Origin of the sequence: Streptomyces sp. NBC_01275, from assembly GCF_026340655.1 — a bacterium.
Classification (GTDB): Bacteria; Actinomycetota; Actinomycetes; order Streptomycetales; family Streptomycetaceae; genus Streptomyces.
Map to the genome: position 1 here is coordinate 1,170,068 of NZ_JAPEOZ010000001.1, position 14,097 is coordinate 1,184,164.

The following is a 14,097-nucleotide window of genomic DNA, read 5'->3' on the forward strand; positions in this document are numbered from 1 at the left end:
CCGGTATGCGACGACGTCGACATGGATGAGGGGCGGCCGGTGTGATCCGGCCGCCCCTTCCGTGTCGTACGGCGACGACGGTTACGGCTTCGGCGTGGCGTGCGGGGCGCAGGTCACGTCGTCGACGTCCAGCTTTCCGGTGAGGAGGTAGGCGTCCACCCGCGGGTTGATGCAGGTGTTGACCAGGCTGGTGACGCCGTGCGAGCCGGCGTTCTGCTCGGTGATCAGGCGGGAGCCCTTGAAGCGCTTGTGCAGTTCGACGGCCCCGGCGTACGGGGTGGCGGCGTCACGCGTGGACTGCACGATCAGCACCTTCGGCAGGCCCTTGTGGGTCTTGACGTCCACCGGGGTCTGCTGCTTGACCGGCCAGGTGGCGCACGGCAGGTTCATCCAGGCGTTGGCCCAGGTCATGAACGGGTACTTCTTGTTGAGCGCCGTGTTGTCCTTGTCCCACTTCTTCCAGCTGGTGGGCCACTTGGCGTCGGTGCACTCGACGGCCGTGTAGACGGCGTTGCCGTTCTCCGAGGTGATGTTGCCGGCCGTGTCCGTCAGGTCGGGGGCGGCCGCGTCGACGAGGGCCTGGGTGTCCCCGGCGAAGTACTTGCTGAAGACGGTGGCGACCGGGATCCACGAGGAGTCGTAGTACGGGGCGCTCTGGAAGAAGCCGATCAGTTCGGCCGGGCCGACGAGCCCGCCGATGGGGTTCTTCTTGGCGGTGGCGCGCAGGTCGAGCCACTTGGCCTGGACGGCGGCGCGGGTGGTGCCGAGGTGGAAGACGGCGTCGTTGGCGGCGACCCAGTCCTCCCAGTCCTTCCAGCGGCCCTCGAAGGCGATGTCCTGCTCCAGGTTGGCCTGGTACCAGATGTTCTCGCGCGAGGGGTTGACCACGCTGTCGACGACCATGCGGCGCAGGTGGCCCGGGAACATGGTGCCGTAGACGGCGCCGAGGTAGGTGCCGTAGGAGACGCCCAGGTAGTTGAGCTTCTTCTCGCCGAGGGCGGCGCGGATGACGTCCAGGTCGCGCACGGTGTTCGGCGTGGTCATCTGCTGGAGCATCGCGCGGCCGGTGCGCTCGGCGCAGCCCTCGGCGTACTCGCGGGCGAGCTTGCGCTGGGCGAGCTTGTCGGCCTCGCTGTCCGGGACCGGGTCGGCCTTGGGCGCCTTCACGAACTCCTGCGGGTCGATGCAGGAGATGGGCGCGGAGTGGCCGACGCCGCGCGGGTCGAAGCCCACGAAGTCGTAGGCCTTGGCCACGTTGGCCCAGACGGGGGCGTTGGTGGTCACGCGGCGCGGGAAGCGCAGGCCGGAGCCGCCGGGGCCGCCGGGGTTGTAGACGAGGGCGCCCTGGCGCTCCTGGGGCGTCCCGGTGTTGCCGATGTGGTCGACGGCGAGCTTGATCTTCTTGCCGTTGGGCTTGGCGTAGTCGAGCGGCACGGTGACCCAGCCGCACTGGATCGGCTTCTCCAGGCCCCAGTCGGCGGGACAGTCCTGCCAGTCGATGCCCGCCTTGGCGGCGCGCTCCGCGGCGATCGCGGCGCCTCGCGCCTCGCGGTCCTGGCCCGAACGGCTGCTGGTCGCGCTCGCCGTGGGCGCCGCGACAGCGGTTGCCATCAGGGTCGCGACGACGAGTGCGCCGGCCGAGCCGAGCGCCGCGGTGCGCCTGTTCGGTCGTATCTGCCTCAAGTGGGCTCTCCCCCTACCTAGTTACGTCAGTACGGGGGATCCTTGCGGCTGTGAGGCGCCTGAGGACAGGTGTCGTTGACCTTCTTTGCCAATCCGATAACCGGAGAGGAAGGTACCGCTCACCGGATTCGCGCCAGATGTACACCCGTGTCACCGGTCAGCCGAAGGCCGCGAGCGCCTCGTCCAGCACCCGCCGCAGCCGCAGCGCGTCCGGCGCGACGGCGGTGACCAGGGCGGCGGGCCCGGCGAGCGGCACGACGGCGGCGCTGTCGCCGAGCATCCGGACGGGCACCGGCTCGTCCCGGAACTCCGGCCGTACGACGACGAGTTGACCGACGGCCCGATGTCCCGCCAGTACGGCGGGCCCGTCCCAGCCGCCGGGCGCGCCCGGCCCGCAGGCCAGCTCCTGGTCCAGGACGACCCGCCCGGCCACCCGGACGACGAGCCGGCTGGTGAGCCGCCCCGGCTCCTCCCCGGCCCGCCCGAGCACCTGCTCCTCCCGCAGCACCAGCCGCGCGTCGGCGCCGAGGTCGGCCCGGGTGACGACGGACAGGTCGCTGCCCCGCGCGGAGATCAACTGCTCGGGCAGCCAGTGCAGTTCGCCGCCGTCGGCGACGCTGAGACGTACGGCGTAGTGCGCCTCGTCCTTCACCTGCCCGGGCAGCGCGATGGTGGCGGCGGCCGATCCGACGTGCAGCCGGGCGCCGCGCTCGACGTCCGCCTCCACCGCGAAGCGGTCGCCGCCCAGGGGTCCGCTCATCGCCCCGACGAGCATCACGCGCGCCTCGCCGCCCCGGGCCCGGATGCGCCGCAGCGCGAGCGGTCCGTCGCTCTCCAGGACCGGCAGGGAGGTCCCGCCGCGTCCGTCGTCGCGCGCCCCGATCCGTGCGGTGGCGTGCACCCCGCCCATGTCACGCCGTCCAGGCGGCGAGCTGCGCCCGCACCCACACGGCGACGTCCCGCACCCCGGGCTCGCTCCTCAACGACTGGAAGACGACGGGGAGTTCGGCGCGCTGCGCCTTGGCGTCGGCGGCCATCCGGGCGAGGTCGGAGCCGACGTGGGGCGCGAGGTCGGTCTTGTTGACGACGAGCAGGTCGGCGGTGGTGACGCCGGGGCCGCCCTTGCGCGGGATGTCGTCCCCGCCGGCGACGTCGATGACGAAGATCTGCGCGTCCACCAGGCCCTTTGAGAAGGTGGCGGTGAGGTTGTCGCCGCCGGACTCCACGAGGATGAGGTCGAGGGGGCCGACCTCGTCCTCCAGGTCCTCGACCGCTTCGAGGTTCGCGGAGATGTCGTCGCGGATCGCGGTGTGCGGGCAGGCGCCCGTCTCGACGGCCGTGATCCGCTCGGGCGGCAGCACGGCCTCCCGCAGCAGGAACTCGGCGTCCTCGCGCGTGTAGATGTCGTTGGTGACGACGGCCAGCGACAGCTCGTCGCGCAGCGCGCGACAGAGGGCGGCGACGGTGGCCGTCTTGCCCGAGCCGACGGGACCGCCGAGGCCGATGCGCAGGGCGCGGCGGGCGCCGTCGGGGCGGTGCGCGTCCGCGCTGACGGCGGCAGGACCGTCGTGGCTGTGAGAGTGGTCGAGGTGCACGGGTACGGCTCCAATACTTCAGCCCGTCCGGCGTTTGAGGACGAGGCCCTTCGGGCCGAACGGGGGTCTGGGGGCGGCGCCCCCAGGGTCGATGGGCGGCAGGGACGAGACTCCTACGACGCGAACAGACGTACAGCCCAGGCGGCATGCGCTTCCGCGCCGATCTCCAGCAACGGCGCCGACGCGGAGGGCAGTACGTCGACCCCGTCGTCGACCGCCCGCCGAGCCGATTCCACCGCCCGATCGGCGATGCGATCCAGCTCCGGCGCCAGCCGTGCCAACACCGCCGTGGCGTCGAACGGATCAAGGCTCAGCAACCGCACCGTCGCGGAAGCGGGTCCGCTCACGCTCTCGTACACCGCGCAGTACGCCGCGTCCTCGGGCCCCAGCCCGGCCGCCCGTGCCACCAGGCCCAGCACGACCGGCTGATGCGCCCCCTTGGGGAACTCCCTTGCCACGGCGTCGAGTTCCACGGAAGGCCAGGTCGCGCGAGCGGCCCGCATCAACTGCCGGCCCAGCTTCCGCGCGGCCACCCGCAACGCGGGCGACGGCGTCCGCGCGTCCGCGGCCGCGTCCAACTCCACCGGGTCGACGCCGAGCACGGCAGCCCCGGCGAGGGCCGCCGACACGAGCCCGGCGGTGTGCAACCGCCCGCGGCAGAAGGCCTCCAGGCTCGCCGCCCCGGTGATCCGTCCCGCCTTGACGGCCTCCTCCGCCCCGCCGGAGTGCGCGTGCCCTCCGGCGGGAAAGCGGCCGTCGGCGAGGACGAGCAGTGCTGCCCTTGTCATCGCAGCGTCCTCAGAAGAGGAAGTAGCGCTGGGCCATGGGCAGTTCGGCGGCCGGAGTCGCCTCCACGAGCTCCCCGTCGATGTGCACGGCGAAGCTGTCGGGGTCGACCTCGACCCGCGGCCGGGCGTCGTTCTCCCGCATGTCCGCCTTGGTCACCTGACGGGTCGACTCGATGGCGACGAACTTCTTGCCGAGCTGGAGGCGCTCGGGCAGCCCGTCCTCGATCGCCAGCGGCGCGACGAAGTTGAACGAGTTGGCGGCCGGCGCGCGTCCGATCGCGCCGAACATCGGGCGCGGGAGGATCGGCTGCGGGGTCGGGATCGAGGCGTTGGCGTCGCCCATCTGCGCGTACGCGATCTGGCCGCCCTTGATGACGAGGTGCGGCTTGACGCCGAAGAACGCCGGCTCCCACAGGACCAGGTCGGCCAGCTTGCCGGTCTCGACCGAGCCGATCTCCCGGGCCAGGCCCTGGGCGAGGGCCGGGTTGATCGTGTACTTGGCGATGTAGCGGCGGACCCGGTGGTTGTCGGCCCGTCCGTCGCCGGGCAGCGCGCCCCGCCGGCGCTTCATGACGTGCGCCGTCTGCCAGGTCCGCAGGATGACCTCGCCGACCCGGCCCATGGCCTGCGCGTCGGAGGAGATGATCGAGATCGCGCCGAGGTCGTGGAGTATGTCCTCCGCGCCGATCGTCGACGGGCGGATCCGCGACTCGGCGAAGGCGAGGTCCTCGGGGACCGCCGGGTTGAGGTGGTGGCACACCATCAGCATGTCGAGGTGTTCCTCGGCGGTGTTCACGGTGTACGGCCGGGTCGGGTTGGTCGAGCTGGGCAGCACGTGCGGCTGCGAGACGACGGTCATGATGTCGGGCGCGTGTCCGCCGCCCGCACCCTCGGTGTGGTAGGCGTGGATGCCGCGTCCGGCGATCGCGGCGAGCGTGTCGCCGACGAAACCGGCCTCGTTCAGGGTGTCCGTGTGGATCGCGACCTGAATGCCCGTGCGGTCGGCGACGGTCAGGGACGCGTCGATGACGGCCGGGGTGGAGCCCCAGTCCTCGTGCAGTTTCAGGCCCAGTGCGCCGCCCCGGATCTGGGACAGCATCGCGTCGTGCGAGACGGTGTTGCCCTTGCCGAGGAAGCCGATGTTCAGCGGGTACTGCTCCATCGCCGCCATCATCCGGGCGAGGTGCCACGGGCCCGGCGTCACCGTCGTGGCCTTGGAGCCCTCGGCCGGTCCGGTGCCGCCGCCGACCAGCGTGGTGACGCCCGAGGACAGCGCCTCGTCGGCGATCTGCGGGCAGATGAAGTGGACGTGCGCGTCGACCGCGCCTGCGGTCAGGATCCGCCCGTTGCCGGCGATGATCTCGGTCTCCGGGCCGATGACCAGGTCCGGGTGGACCCCGTCCATCGTGTCGGGGTTGCCGGCCTTGCCGATGCCGGTGATCCGCCCGTCCCGGATGCCGACGTCGGCCTTCACCACGCCCCAGTGGTCGACGACGACCGCACCGGTGATGACGGTGTCCGGGGTGCCGTCTGCGCGCGTAGCGCGTGACTGGCCCATGGACTCCCGGATGACCTTGCCGCCGCCGAAGACCGCCTCGTCACCGGCGAGCCCGGGGCCGCCGCAGCGGTCCTCCTCGATCTCGATCAGCAGATCGGTGTCGGCCAGCCGGATGCGGTCTCCGGTCGTCGGGCCGAACAGGTCGGCGTACGCGCCGCGTGAGATCTCAGGCATCGAGGGCACCTCCGGTCTCCCCGCGCAGCCCGGGCACCACACGGGCGCCGGCCAGCGGGACGAGTTCCACGTCGACAGGGATCCCGGGCTCGAAGCGCACGGCGGTGCCGGCGGCGACGTTCAGCCGCTTGCCGTGCGCGGCGGCGCGGTCGAACTCCAGGCCGGGGTTGGCCTCGGCGAAGTGGTAGTGGGAGCCGACCTGGACGGGCCGGTCGGCGGCGTTGAGGACGGCGAGCCGGGTGACCTCGCGGCCCTCGTTGTAGACGATCGGGTCCTCGGCGAAGAGGATCTCTCCGGGAATCATGGCGGTCTCCCCCGTCAGACGATCGGATCGTGGACGGTGACGAGCTTGGTGCCGTCGGGGAAGGTGGCCTCGACCTGGACGTCGTGGATCATCTCGGGGATGCCGTCCATGACGTCGTCGCGGGTGAGCAGCTTGCGCCCGGAGGCCATCAGCTCGGCGACCGTACGGCCGTCCCGGGCGCCCTCGAGGATGTGCGACGTGATGAGGGCCACGGCCTCCGGGTGGTTCAGCTTGAGCCCACGGGCCCGGCGCTTCTCGGCGACGTCGGCCGCCACGTGGATCAGCAGCCTCTCCTGCTCGTGCGGGGTCAGTTGCACGTCCCACCTCACATCCTCGCTCCGGACCGTGCGGGGCCCGGTTTCCGCGGCCACGGGGGAAAGCCCCTGGTGGCGTGGATGGGCAGGCTAGTTGGACCGCATTTCGAACAAGTTAACCCAGCGGTGATCCACAAGCCGCGAGGCCGGCTACGAAGGACCCGGCCGCCGGTGTTCCGCCGCGACCCCGAACCGCTGCCGTTCGCGGGCGGCGGACGCGACCTCGCGGACGGCGGAGACCGAGGTGACCACCTGCTCCTCGGCCACGGCCGCCAGGGCGTCCAGCGCGTCGAGTCGCTCCAGGTCGGCGGCGGAGACCAGGGCGACCAGCGGCTTGCCGTGCCGCGTCACGACGACGCGCTCACCGCCGTACACCACCCGGTTGATCAGCTCGGCGAGCTCAGCCCTGGCTTGCGTCACCGGAATCTCGTAGGCCATGACCCCATTGTAACGTCACGTACGTCCTGTACATTTTTTACAGAGACGGCCCCGCAGTCGGCTCTACAGAGAGCTCTGCCGCAAGGAGGAGTACGCCGATGCTGCCCGAACTGCCGCCGCTGCCCGCGCTCACCCGCGCCGAGGCCGAGCTGATCGACCGTTACCTGGACGTCGTCGACATGGTCGGCCGGATCAACCCCGCGCACGACGGCGACACCTACCGCGGACTGCGCGCGGCCCAGGCGTTGGTGAGCAGGGCCACGGCGCTGCGCGACGCGCTGACGCTGATGCACCAGCGGGGCGAGAGCGAGTTGCACGCGCCGACGCTCGCGCGGGCGCTGCGCGTCCTCGACGGGGAGCGCCGCACGGCGCGCGTCACGCTGCCGCCGCTCTCCGACAGTTGACGCGCACGGACCCGGTCCGGACGGTACGCGCGGGGCGCGGGCCGTCCGGCTCAGTCGTGAAACGCGCCGAACGGCGTACCCCCGTTCAGCGGAGCCCCGGCTCCTGATCCGGGCCCGCCGAGGGCACGCAACGAGCCTTTCCGCGGGCGCAGTAGAGGGTTCCGATGCAGGTCCGGGGGCATGGGGGCATCTTGGCATCTGAGGATGCATCAGGTTGTTCACCCGAATGGGCGGGTGGTGAGTAACCCCACAAATAGCCGGTTGCGTTGGGATTTTCCGACCTCCGTGAGCCAGGATCCCTGACTGACGACAAGCCCCCGCCACAAGCGGCGGGGCGGTCCGGGCGGACGCCGAGTCCTGCCGCCGCCCGGATGACCGGTCGACAGAAGTGCATCGGCAGGAGTGGAGGACCCAAGCACGACGGGTCGCCGGAACGGTCACGCCATGACCGGGCCGAGCAGCCCTTGGGGTGAAGCCGCAGTACGCGGCCGGGCAACTTCGCCAGCCCGAATCCGACAGGTCATCCTTCACAGGCGGCTGACGAAGGGTTGCGCATGACTGCGCTCAATCGTGTCCCGTCGCTCATGGTCCGGGCCGGTACGGCCTCGGCGTTCGCCATCGCCGCCGTCGGCGCCTCGGTCATGGTCCCGGGTGTCGCCGCCGACGCCTCGGCCGCGACGCCGGCCGCCAAGGCGCTGCAGGTCGCGGCGTCCAAAAAGGGCTCGGCGTACAAATGGGGGGCCACCGGTCCGAAGAGGTTCGACTGCTCCGGGCTCACGCTCTACTCGTACAAGAAGGCGGGCAAGAGCCTCCCGCGGACCGCGGCTCAGCAGTACAACAAGACCCGTCACATCTCGGCGTCGACCCGCAAGGCCGGCGACCTGGTGTTCTTCCACTCCGGGTCGAACGTGTACCACGTCGGGATCTACGCCGGTGGGGGCAAGATCTGGCACTCCCCGAAGACCGGGGACGTGGTGAAGCTGCAGAAGATCTGGACCAAGAGCGTCTGGTACGGCCGGGTGCGTTGATCGTCCCGGCTCGGTCTTCCCGGGGCGGTGACGGCGTCCCTGACGCGCCGTCACCGCCCCGGGAGCTCGCCCTCCAGCGGGACCGCCACGGCCCCGGCCACGGGCGCTCCCGGCACGGGCGCTCCCGGCACGGGCACTCCGCTCACCGGCACCCCCGCCACGGGCACTCCGCTCACCGGCATCCCGCTCACCGGCACCCCCGCCACCGCCCCTGCCGCCGGCTCCGCCGGGACGGTCCACGGGAGCTGGACGAGGACCGTCTTGCCGCCCTCCCGGGTGGGCCGCACTCTCAGCTTGCCGCCGCACTCCGCGGTCAGCCAGCGAATGATCACCATGCCTCGGCCGTTGTCCTGCTGGACGGCGGCCGGCAGTCGTTTGGGGAAGCGCGGATGGCTGTCGGTGACGCCGATGTGCAACTGTTCGTCACGGTCGAGCGCGAGGTCCACCGTGAAGGTAGGCGACTGCCCGAGCGTGTGCTGTACGGCGTTGGTGGCGAGTTCGGAGACGATGAGCCGGACGGTGTCCGCCGCGTCCGAGTCCGCCGGCAGGCCCCATTCGCCGAGGGTGCGGAGCACGAAACCGCGGGCCGTGGAGACCGAGGCGGGATCGCTCGGCAGAGTGACGGATGCTTCCAGGTGGTCTGCCATGGCGACGTCGTCCCTTTCCCACGGGACCGTAGTCCGACACGGTGCGGATGGTTCGAGTACGGTCCCGGACTGGTGCTTCTTCGCCAGACTGCCATTACCGGGCCGGTCACGGGTGGCGATCCACCAACATATGCATATATCTGTCGCCCGATGCGGTGAACTCTGCTACGGCAGAGCGTATTTGGACGGCCCGGAAGGAGTAAGGAGGAGCCCATGCAGCACGGTCCCGCGGTACGCCGCCGAAAACTGGGCGCGGAACTGCGCACGCTGCGCTCCCGGGCGGGGCTCACCAGCGGTGAGGCGGCCCGCCTCGTGGGCTGGCACCAGTCCAAGGTGAGCCGCATCGAGACGGGCACCAGCGGTACGAAACCAGCCGATGTGCGGTTACTTCTGGACGCCTACGGTGTGGCCGATCCGCATCTGCGGGAGCTGATGCTGGCCCTGGCCGGCTCCGACGGCAGTGGCGGACGGGACCACTGGTGGCACGCCTACCGCGGGGTGCTTCCCCCCGCCTACCGCGACTTCATCAGCCTGGAGTCCCAGGCGAGCGCGATGCGCACCCTCGAGACGACCGTGGTCCCGGGCCTGCTGCAGACTCCCGCGTACGCGCGCGCGGTGACCCGGGCCGCCGTGGAGGGCATCACCGAGGACCAGCTCGACACGCTGGTCGAGGTGCGGCTGGCCCGCCAGGAGGTGCTGCGCGGCCGGCCTCCGCTGGAGCTGAACGCGGTGCTGGACGAGGCGGTGCTGCGCCGGGAGGTGGGCGGCCCCGAGGTGATGGCCCGCCAGCTTGACCAGCTCGTGGAGGCGGCGCGACTGCCCCAAGTACGGCTCCAGGTACTGCCGTTCAGGGCCGGGGCGCATATCGGCCTCACCGGCCCTTTCGTTGTTTTCTCATTTTCGAGCACTTCTGATCTGGATGTGGTCGTTCTAGACCACTTGACGAGTAGCCTCTACCTCGAACGGAAAGAAGACCTCCAGGCCTACACCGAGGCCTTCGACGCCCTCAGGGCGCACGCCCTTTCCACCGAGGAATCACTGGATTACATCGCCGCGATAGCTGACGGCGCGTAAGGAGGCACCATGTCAGCTCTGCCTCGGCACGTACTCTCAAGCACCGATCTCCACGATCTCCCTGGCGTGAAGTGGCTGCGCAGCAGCTACAGCACGGGAATGAACAACTGCGTGGAGACGGCCCGGCCGGCCTCAGGACCCTGGGCCGGCCTGCTCGCCGTACGCGACTCCAAGGACCCGGCCGGGCCCGCCCTGCTCTTCTCCCCCGAGAGCTGGTCGGGCTTCACAGCCGCGTTCCACTGACCGCACCGCACCTCAAGCGTCAGAGGCGGTCCACGGCCGTGTCACGCCGACTCATGGTCGCGTTTCGCCGATCACTCGTACAGCGCGTTCCAGCTCGGCCCCGGAGAGGTCCGCACGGGCGGTCAGCCTGAGGCGGGAGATGCCGTCGGGCACGGAGGGAGGACGGAAGCAGCCCACGGCCAGGCCTGCCGACCGGCAGTCCGCCGCCCACTGCACGGCCCCCTCCGGGGACGGCGCCCGCACCGAGACGACCGCGGCGTCCGGACGTACCGCTTCCAGACCCGCGGCCGTCAGCCGTGCGTGCAGCTCGCCCGCCACCGCACGCGCGCGCGGGGCCCTCTGCGGCTCGCGGCGCAGCAGCCGCAGGGCCGCCAGGGCCGCGCCCGCCGCCGCCGGGGCCAGACCCGTGTCGAAGATGAACGTCCGGGCCGCGTTGACCAGGTGGTCGATCACCCGCGCGGGGCCGAGCACGGCTCCGCCCTGGCTGCCGAGCGACTTCGACAGCGTGACCGTGACGACGACGTCGTCGGCCCCCGCGAGACCCGCCGCGTAGGCGGCGCCCTGACCGCCGTCGCCGAGCACGCCGAGCCCGTGGGCGTCGTCGACGACCAGCCCCGCGCCGTGCTCCCGGCAGACGGCCGCGAGGGCGGCCAGCGGAGCCGCGTCGCCGTCGACCGAGAAGACCGTGTCGGAGACCGCCACCGCCGGGCCCTCGTGCGTGCCCAGCGCCTTGCGCACGGCGTCCGGGTCGGCGTGGGCGACGACCTGGGTGGCGCCGCGGGCCAGCCGGCAGCCGTCGATGAGCGAGGCGTGGTTGCCCGCGTCGGAGACGATCAGCGAGCCGTGCGGGGCCAGCGCGGTGACCGCGGCGAGGTTGGCGGCGTATCCGGAGGAGAAGACCAGGGCCGCCTCGAAGCCGCAGAACTCCGCCAGCTCCCGCTCCAGCTCGCCGTGCAGCTCGGTGGTGCCGGTGACCAGCCGGGAGCCGGTCGCGCCGCCGCCCCAGGTCCGGGCGGCCCGCGCGGCCCCCTCCTTGACCTCGGGGTGGCGGGCCAGGCCCAGATAGTCGTTGCTCGCGAGGTCGAGGAGCGGCGAGTCGGCCGGGCGGGGCCGCAGCGTCCGTACGAGCCCCGCGCGGCGGCGCGCGGCCGCCTGCTCGTCGATCCAGCCGAACGCCATGGGGTCCTCCGGGGCCTGTGCAGGTCGGGCCTGTGCGGGCGCCCGTACAGGCGCCTTTGTAGGTAGCGGACAGACACTAGCGGGCCGATCGCCCACCCACGGTGTGGCAATACCCACACGTCGAAGCGGGTGTGTTGTGCGATCCCTACCTTGGCCCGAAGCGCTTCCGTAGGACAGGATCGGCTCTCATGGACCTGCTGAACACGCTGGTGGACAAGGGGCTTCGGCGCGAGCTGCCGACCCGCGAGGAAGCACTGGCCGTCCTGGCCACTTCCGACGACGACGTGCTCGACGTGGTGGCCGCGGCCGGGAAGGTACGCCGGCACTGGTTCGGGCGACGGGTGAAACTCAACTACCTCGTCAACCTCAAGTCGGGGCTGTGCCCCGAGGACTGCTCCTACTGCTCCCAGCGGCTCGGCTCCACGGCCGGGATCCTGAAGTACACCTGGCTCAAGCCCGACCAGGCCTCCCAGGCGGCGGCGGCCGGGGTCGCGGGCGGGGCCAAGCGGGTCTGTCTGGTGGCGTCCGGGCGCGGTCCGACCGACCGTGACGTGGACCGGGTCGCGGGCACCATCAAGGCGATCAAGGACCAGAACGAGGGCGTCGAGGTGTGCGCCTGTCTGGGCCTGCTCTCCGACGGCCAGGCCGAGCGGCTGCGCGAGGCGGGCGCGGACGCCTACAACCACAACCTGAACACGTCCGAGTCGACGTACGCGGACATCACGACCACGCACACCTACGCCGACCGGGTGGACACGGTCCAGAAGGCGCACGCGGCCGGTCTGTCGGCCTGCTCGGGGCTGATCTCCGGCATGGGCGAGAGCGACGAGGACCTGGTGGACGTGGTCTTCTCGCTGCGCGAGCTGGACCCGGACTCCGTTCCGGTGAACTTCCTGATCCCGATGGAGGGCACCCCGCTCGCCACCGAGTGGAACCTCACCCCGCAGCGCTGTCTGCGCATCCTGGCGATGGTCCGGTTCGTGTGCCCGGACGTCGAGGTGCGCATCGCGGGCGGCCGCGAGGTCCATCTGCGCACGCTCCAGCCGCTGGCCCTGCACCTGGCCAACTCCATCTTCCTCGGCGACTACCTCACCAGCGAGGGCCAGGCCGGCCAGGCCGACCTGGAGATGATCGCGGACGCCGGCTTCGAGGTGGAGGGCGCGGGCGAGGTGACCCTCCCGCAGCACCGGGCGACGGCGGTCGGCGGCGGCTGCGGCTCCCACGCCGAGGCCGGCTGCGGGTCGCACGAAGGCGCCGGGTGCGGATCCCACGAGGGGGCCGGAGTCTGCGGATCCGCTTCCGTGCCGCAGGTCAACGAGGTGCGGACGGACCTCGTCGCCGTACGCCGTCGGGGCGCCGGGACGGATCTCGCGCCCAATGCCTGACCCGACCGGCCTGCCCGTCGCCGAACTGCTGGAGCTGGACCGGCGGCACGTCTGGCATCCGTACGGCCCGATGCCCGGCCGGGTCGACCCGCTCGTCGTGGAGTCGGCGAGCGGGGTCCGGCTGAGGCTCGCGGACGGCTCGGGCGAGCTGGTCGACGGGATGTCGTCCTGGTGGTCGGCGATCCACGGCTACAACCACCCCGTGCTCAACGAGGCCGCGAGCGAGCAGCTCGGCCGGATGAGCCACGTGATGTTCGGCGGGCTCACCCACGAGCCCGCCGTACGGCTGGCGAAGCACCTTGTCGACATGTCGCCCGAGGGTCTGGAGCACGTCTTCCTCGCCGACTCGGGGTCGGTGTCGGTCGAGGTCGCGGTGAAGATGTGCCTGCAGTACTGGCGCTCGCTGGGCCGCCCGTCGAAACAGCGCCTGCTGACCTGGCGCGGCGGCTACCACGGCGACACCTGGCAGCCGATGTCCGTGTGCGATCCCGAGGGCGGGATGCACGACCTGTGGACCGGCGTCCTGCCCCGCCAGCTCTTCGTCGGCCCGCCTCCGGTCGCCTACGAGGAGGCGTACGCCGATGAGCTGCGCGCGGCGATCGAGCGGCACGCCGACGAACTGGCCGCGGTGATCGTGGAGCCGGTGGTGCAGGGCGCGGGCGGGATGCGGTTCCACTCCCCCGCGTATCTGCGGGTGCTGCGCGAGGCGTGCGACGCCCACGACGTGCTGCTGGTGTTCGACGAGATCGCCACCGGCTTCGGGCGCACCGGCGCGCTGTTCGCGGCGGAGCACGCGGCGGTGACGCCGGACGTGATGTGCGTGGGCAAGGCGCTGACCGGCGGCTATCTGACGATGGCGGCGACGCTGTGCACCTCCCGGGTGGCGAGCGGCATCTCGCGGGGCGAGGTGCCGGTCCTCGCCCACGGCCCGACGTTCATGGGCAATCCGCTGGCCGCGTCCGTCGCCTGCGCCTCGATCGAGCTGCTGCTCGGCCAGGACTGGCTCGCGGAGGTCAAACGGATCGAGGCGGGACTGCGGGAGGGGCTGGCTCCGGCCGCCGACCTCCCCGGCGTCCAGGACGTCCGCGTCCTCGGCGCGATCGGGGTCGTCCAGCTCGACCACGCCGTGGACATGCGGGCGGCCACGGCGGCCGCCGTGCGGGAGGGCGTCTGGCTGCGCCCCTTCCGCGACCTGGTCTACACGATGCCGCCGTACGTCACCGGCGACGCAGACGTGGCACGGATCGCGCGCGCGGTGTGCGCGGCGGCGCGGGAGGGATGAG

At 71.8% G+C, this 14,097-nt stretch carries 15 protein-coding genes, 1 pseudogene and 1 riboswitch; of the genes and pseudogenes, 6 read left to right on the forward strand and 10 right to left on the reverse strand.

Annotated features, from left to right (window positions below):
* Positions 1-81: 81 nt before the first annotated feature.
* From OG562_RS04910 to OG562_RS04945, 8 genes are all read right to left on the reverse strand, one after another.
* Positions 82-1,683: an alpha/beta hydrolase gene (locus OG562_RS04910; protein WP_266394024.1), complete on the reverse strand. Its 1,602-nt coding sequence runs from the start codon at positions 1,681-1,683 to the stop codon at positions 82-84.
* 157 nt (positions 1,684-1,840) lie between these two features.
* Complete coding sequence (locus OG562_RS04915) at positions 1,841-2,593, reverse strand: urease accessory protein UreD (protein WP_266394026.1); 753 nt, start codon at positions 2,591-2,593, stop codon at positions 1,841-1,843.
* A gap of 1 nt (position 2,594) precedes the next feature.
* Entirely contained in the window at positions 2,595-3,278 is a 684-nt protein-coding gene (gene ureG / locus OG562_RS04920) for an urease accessory protein UreG (RefSeq protein ID WP_266394031.1), read from the reverse strand.
* A 113-nt stretch (positions 3,279-3,391) separates the two neighbouring features.
* Positions 3,392-4,066, reverse strand: a complete 675-nt coding sequence (locus OG562_RS04925) for an urease accessory protein UreF (protein WP_266394033.1) — start codon at positions 4,064-4,066, stop codon at positions 3,392-3,394.
* Between the two features lie 10 nt (positions 4,067-4,076).
* The gene (locus OG562_RS04930; protein ID WP_266394035.1) at positions 4,077-5,798 is read right to left on the reverse strand and encodes an urease subunit alpha; all 1,722 of its coding nucleotides are present in this window, start codon (positions 5,796-5,798) and stop codon (positions 4,077-4,079) included.
* Positions 5,791-6,102: an urease subunit beta gene (locus tag OG562_RS04935; protein WP_266394037.1), complete on the reverse strand. Its 312-nt coding sequence runs from the start codon at positions 6,100-6,102 to the stop codon at positions 5,791-5,793. Before OG562_RS04935 ends, OG562_RS04930 begins: the two co-directional genes overlap by 8 nt.
* 14 nt (positions 6,103-6,116) lie before the next feature.
* Entirely contained in the window at positions 6,117-6,419 is a 303-nt protein-coding gene (locus OG562_RS04940; protein ID WP_266394040.1) for an urease subunit gamma, read from the reverse strand.
* 147 nt (positions 6,420-6,566) lie between these two features.
* Positions 6,567-6,854, reverse strand: coding sequence for a type II toxin-antitoxin system Phd/YefM family antitoxin (locus OG562_RS04945; protein ID WP_266394043.1), 288 nt, complete (start codon positions 6,852-6,854; stop codon positions 6,567-6,569).
* Between the two features lie 98 nt (positions 6,855-6,952).
* Here OG562_RS04945 and OG562_RS04950 point away from each other — a divergent pair, with 98 nt between their 5' ends.
* Together OG562_RS04950 and OG562_RS04955 are read left to right on the forward strand one after the other, a co-directional pair.
* Entirely contained in the window at positions 6,953-7,258 is a 306-nt protein-coding gene (locus tag OG562_RS04950) for a hypothetical protein (RefSeq protein ID WP_266394046.1), read from the forward strand.
* Positions 7,259-7,628: 370 nt separating this feature from the next.
* Positions 7,629-7,809: riboswitch (cyclic di-AMP (ydaO/yuaA leader) on the forward strand.
* 3 nt (positions 7,810-7,812) lie between these two features.
* A complete protein-coding gene (locus tag OG562_RS04955) occupies positions 7,813-8,286 on the forward strand; it encodes a C40 family peptidase (protein WP_266394049.1) in 474 nt (157 codons plus the stop codon).
* 218 nt (positions 8,287-8,504) lie between these two features.
* Here the strand turns inward: OG562_RS04955 and OG562_RS04960 are convergent.
* Positions 8,505-8,933 (reverse strand): annotated as a pseudogene (locus tag OG562_RS04960) (ATP-binding protein); the annotation flags it as partial.
* Positions 8,934-9,146: 213 nt separating this feature from the next.
* On the opposite strand from OG562_RS04960, the gene OG562_RS04965 reads away from it, so the two are divergent.
* Together OG562_RS04965 and OG562_RS04970 are read left to right on the forward strand one after the other, a co-directional pair.
* Positions 9,147-10,007, forward strand: coding sequence for a helix-turn-helix transcriptional regulator (locus OG562_RS04965; RefSeq protein WP_266394052.1), 861 nt, complete (start codon positions 9,147-9,149; stop codon positions 10,005-10,007).
* 9 nt (positions 10,008-10,016) lie between these two features.
* Positions 10,017-10,250, forward strand: a complete 234-nt coding sequence (locus OG562_RS04970; RefSeq protein ID WP_266394054.1) for a DUF397 domain-containing protein — start codon at positions 10,017-10,019, stop codon at positions 10,248-10,250.
* A 51-nt stretch (positions 10,251-10,301) separates the two neighbouring features.
* On the opposite strand, the gene OG562_RS04975 is transcribed toward OG562_RS04970, so the two are convergent.
* Positions 10,302-11,429, reverse strand: coding sequence for an 8-amino-7-oxononanoate synthase (locus OG562_RS04975; protein WP_266394056.1), 1,128 nt, complete (start codon positions 11,427-11,429; stop codon positions 10,302-10,304).
* A gap of 188 nt (positions 11,430-11,617) precedes the next feature.
* On the opposite strand from OG562_RS04975, the gene bioB reads away from it, so the two are divergent.
* Positions 11,618-12,814, forward strand: a complete 1,197-nt coding sequence (bioB, locus tag OG562_RS04980) for a biotin synthase BioB (protein WP_266394058.1) — start codon at positions 11,618-11,620, stop codon at positions 12,812-12,814.
* Positions 12,807-14,096, forward strand: a complete 1,290-nt coding sequence (locus OG562_RS04985) for an adenosylmethionine--8-amino-7-oxononanoate transaminase (RefSeq protein ID WP_266394060.1) — start codon at positions 12,807-12,809, stop codon at positions 14,094-14,096. The genes bioB and OG562_RS04985 overlap by 8 nt, the downstream gene beginning before the upstream one ends.
* Position 14,097 lies beyond the last annotated feature (1 nt).

Coding starts and splice junctions, on each gene's coding strand:
- OG562_RS04915 (WP_266394026.1), bottom strand. CDS start 2,593: ATGGGCGGGGTGCACGCCACCGCACGGATCGGGGCGCGCGACGACGGA.
- OG562_RS04925 (WP_266394033.1), bottom strand. CDS start 4,066: ATGACAAGGGCAGCACTGCTCGTCCTCGCCGACGGCCGCTTTCCCGCC.
- OG562_RS04930 (WP_266394035.1), bottom strand. CDS start 5,798: ATGCCTGAGATCTCACGCGGCGCGTACGCCGACCTGTTCGGCCCGACG.
- OG562_RS04935 (WP_266394037.1), bottom strand. CDS start 6,102: ATGATTCCCGGAGAGATCCTCTTCGCCGAGGACCCGATCGTCTACAAC.
- OG562_RS04945 (WP_266394043.1), bottom strand. CDS start 6,854: ATGGCCTACGAGATTCCGGTGACGCAAGCCAGGGCTGAGCTCGCCGAG.
- OG562_RS04950 (WP_266394046.1), top strand. CDS start 6,953: ATGCTGCCCGAACTGCCGCCGCTGCCCGCGCTCACCCGCGCCGAGGCC.
- OG562_RS04955 (WP_266394049.1), top strand. CDS start 7,813: ATGACTGCGCTCAATCGTGTCCCGTCGCTCATGGTCCGGGCCGGTACG.
- OG562_RS04965 (WP_266394052.1), top strand. CDS start 9,147: ATGCAGCACGGTCCCGCGGTACGCCGCCGAAAACTGGGCGCGGAACTG.
- OG562_RS04970 (WP_266394054.1), top strand. CDS start 10,017: ATGTCAGCTCTGCCTCGGCACGTACTCTCAAGCACCGATCTCCACGAT.
- OG562_RS04975 (WP_266394056.1), bottom strand. CDS start 11,429: ATGGCGTTCGGCTGGATCGACGAGCAGGCGGCCGCGCGCCGCCGCGCG.
- bioB (WP_266394058.1), top strand. CDS start 11,618: ATGGACCTGCTGAACACGCTGGTGGACAAGGGGCTTCGGCGCGAGCTG.
- OG562_RS04985 (WP_266394060.1), top strand. CDS start 12,807: ATGCCTGACCCGACCGGCCTGCCCGTCGCCGAACTGCTGGAGCTGGAC.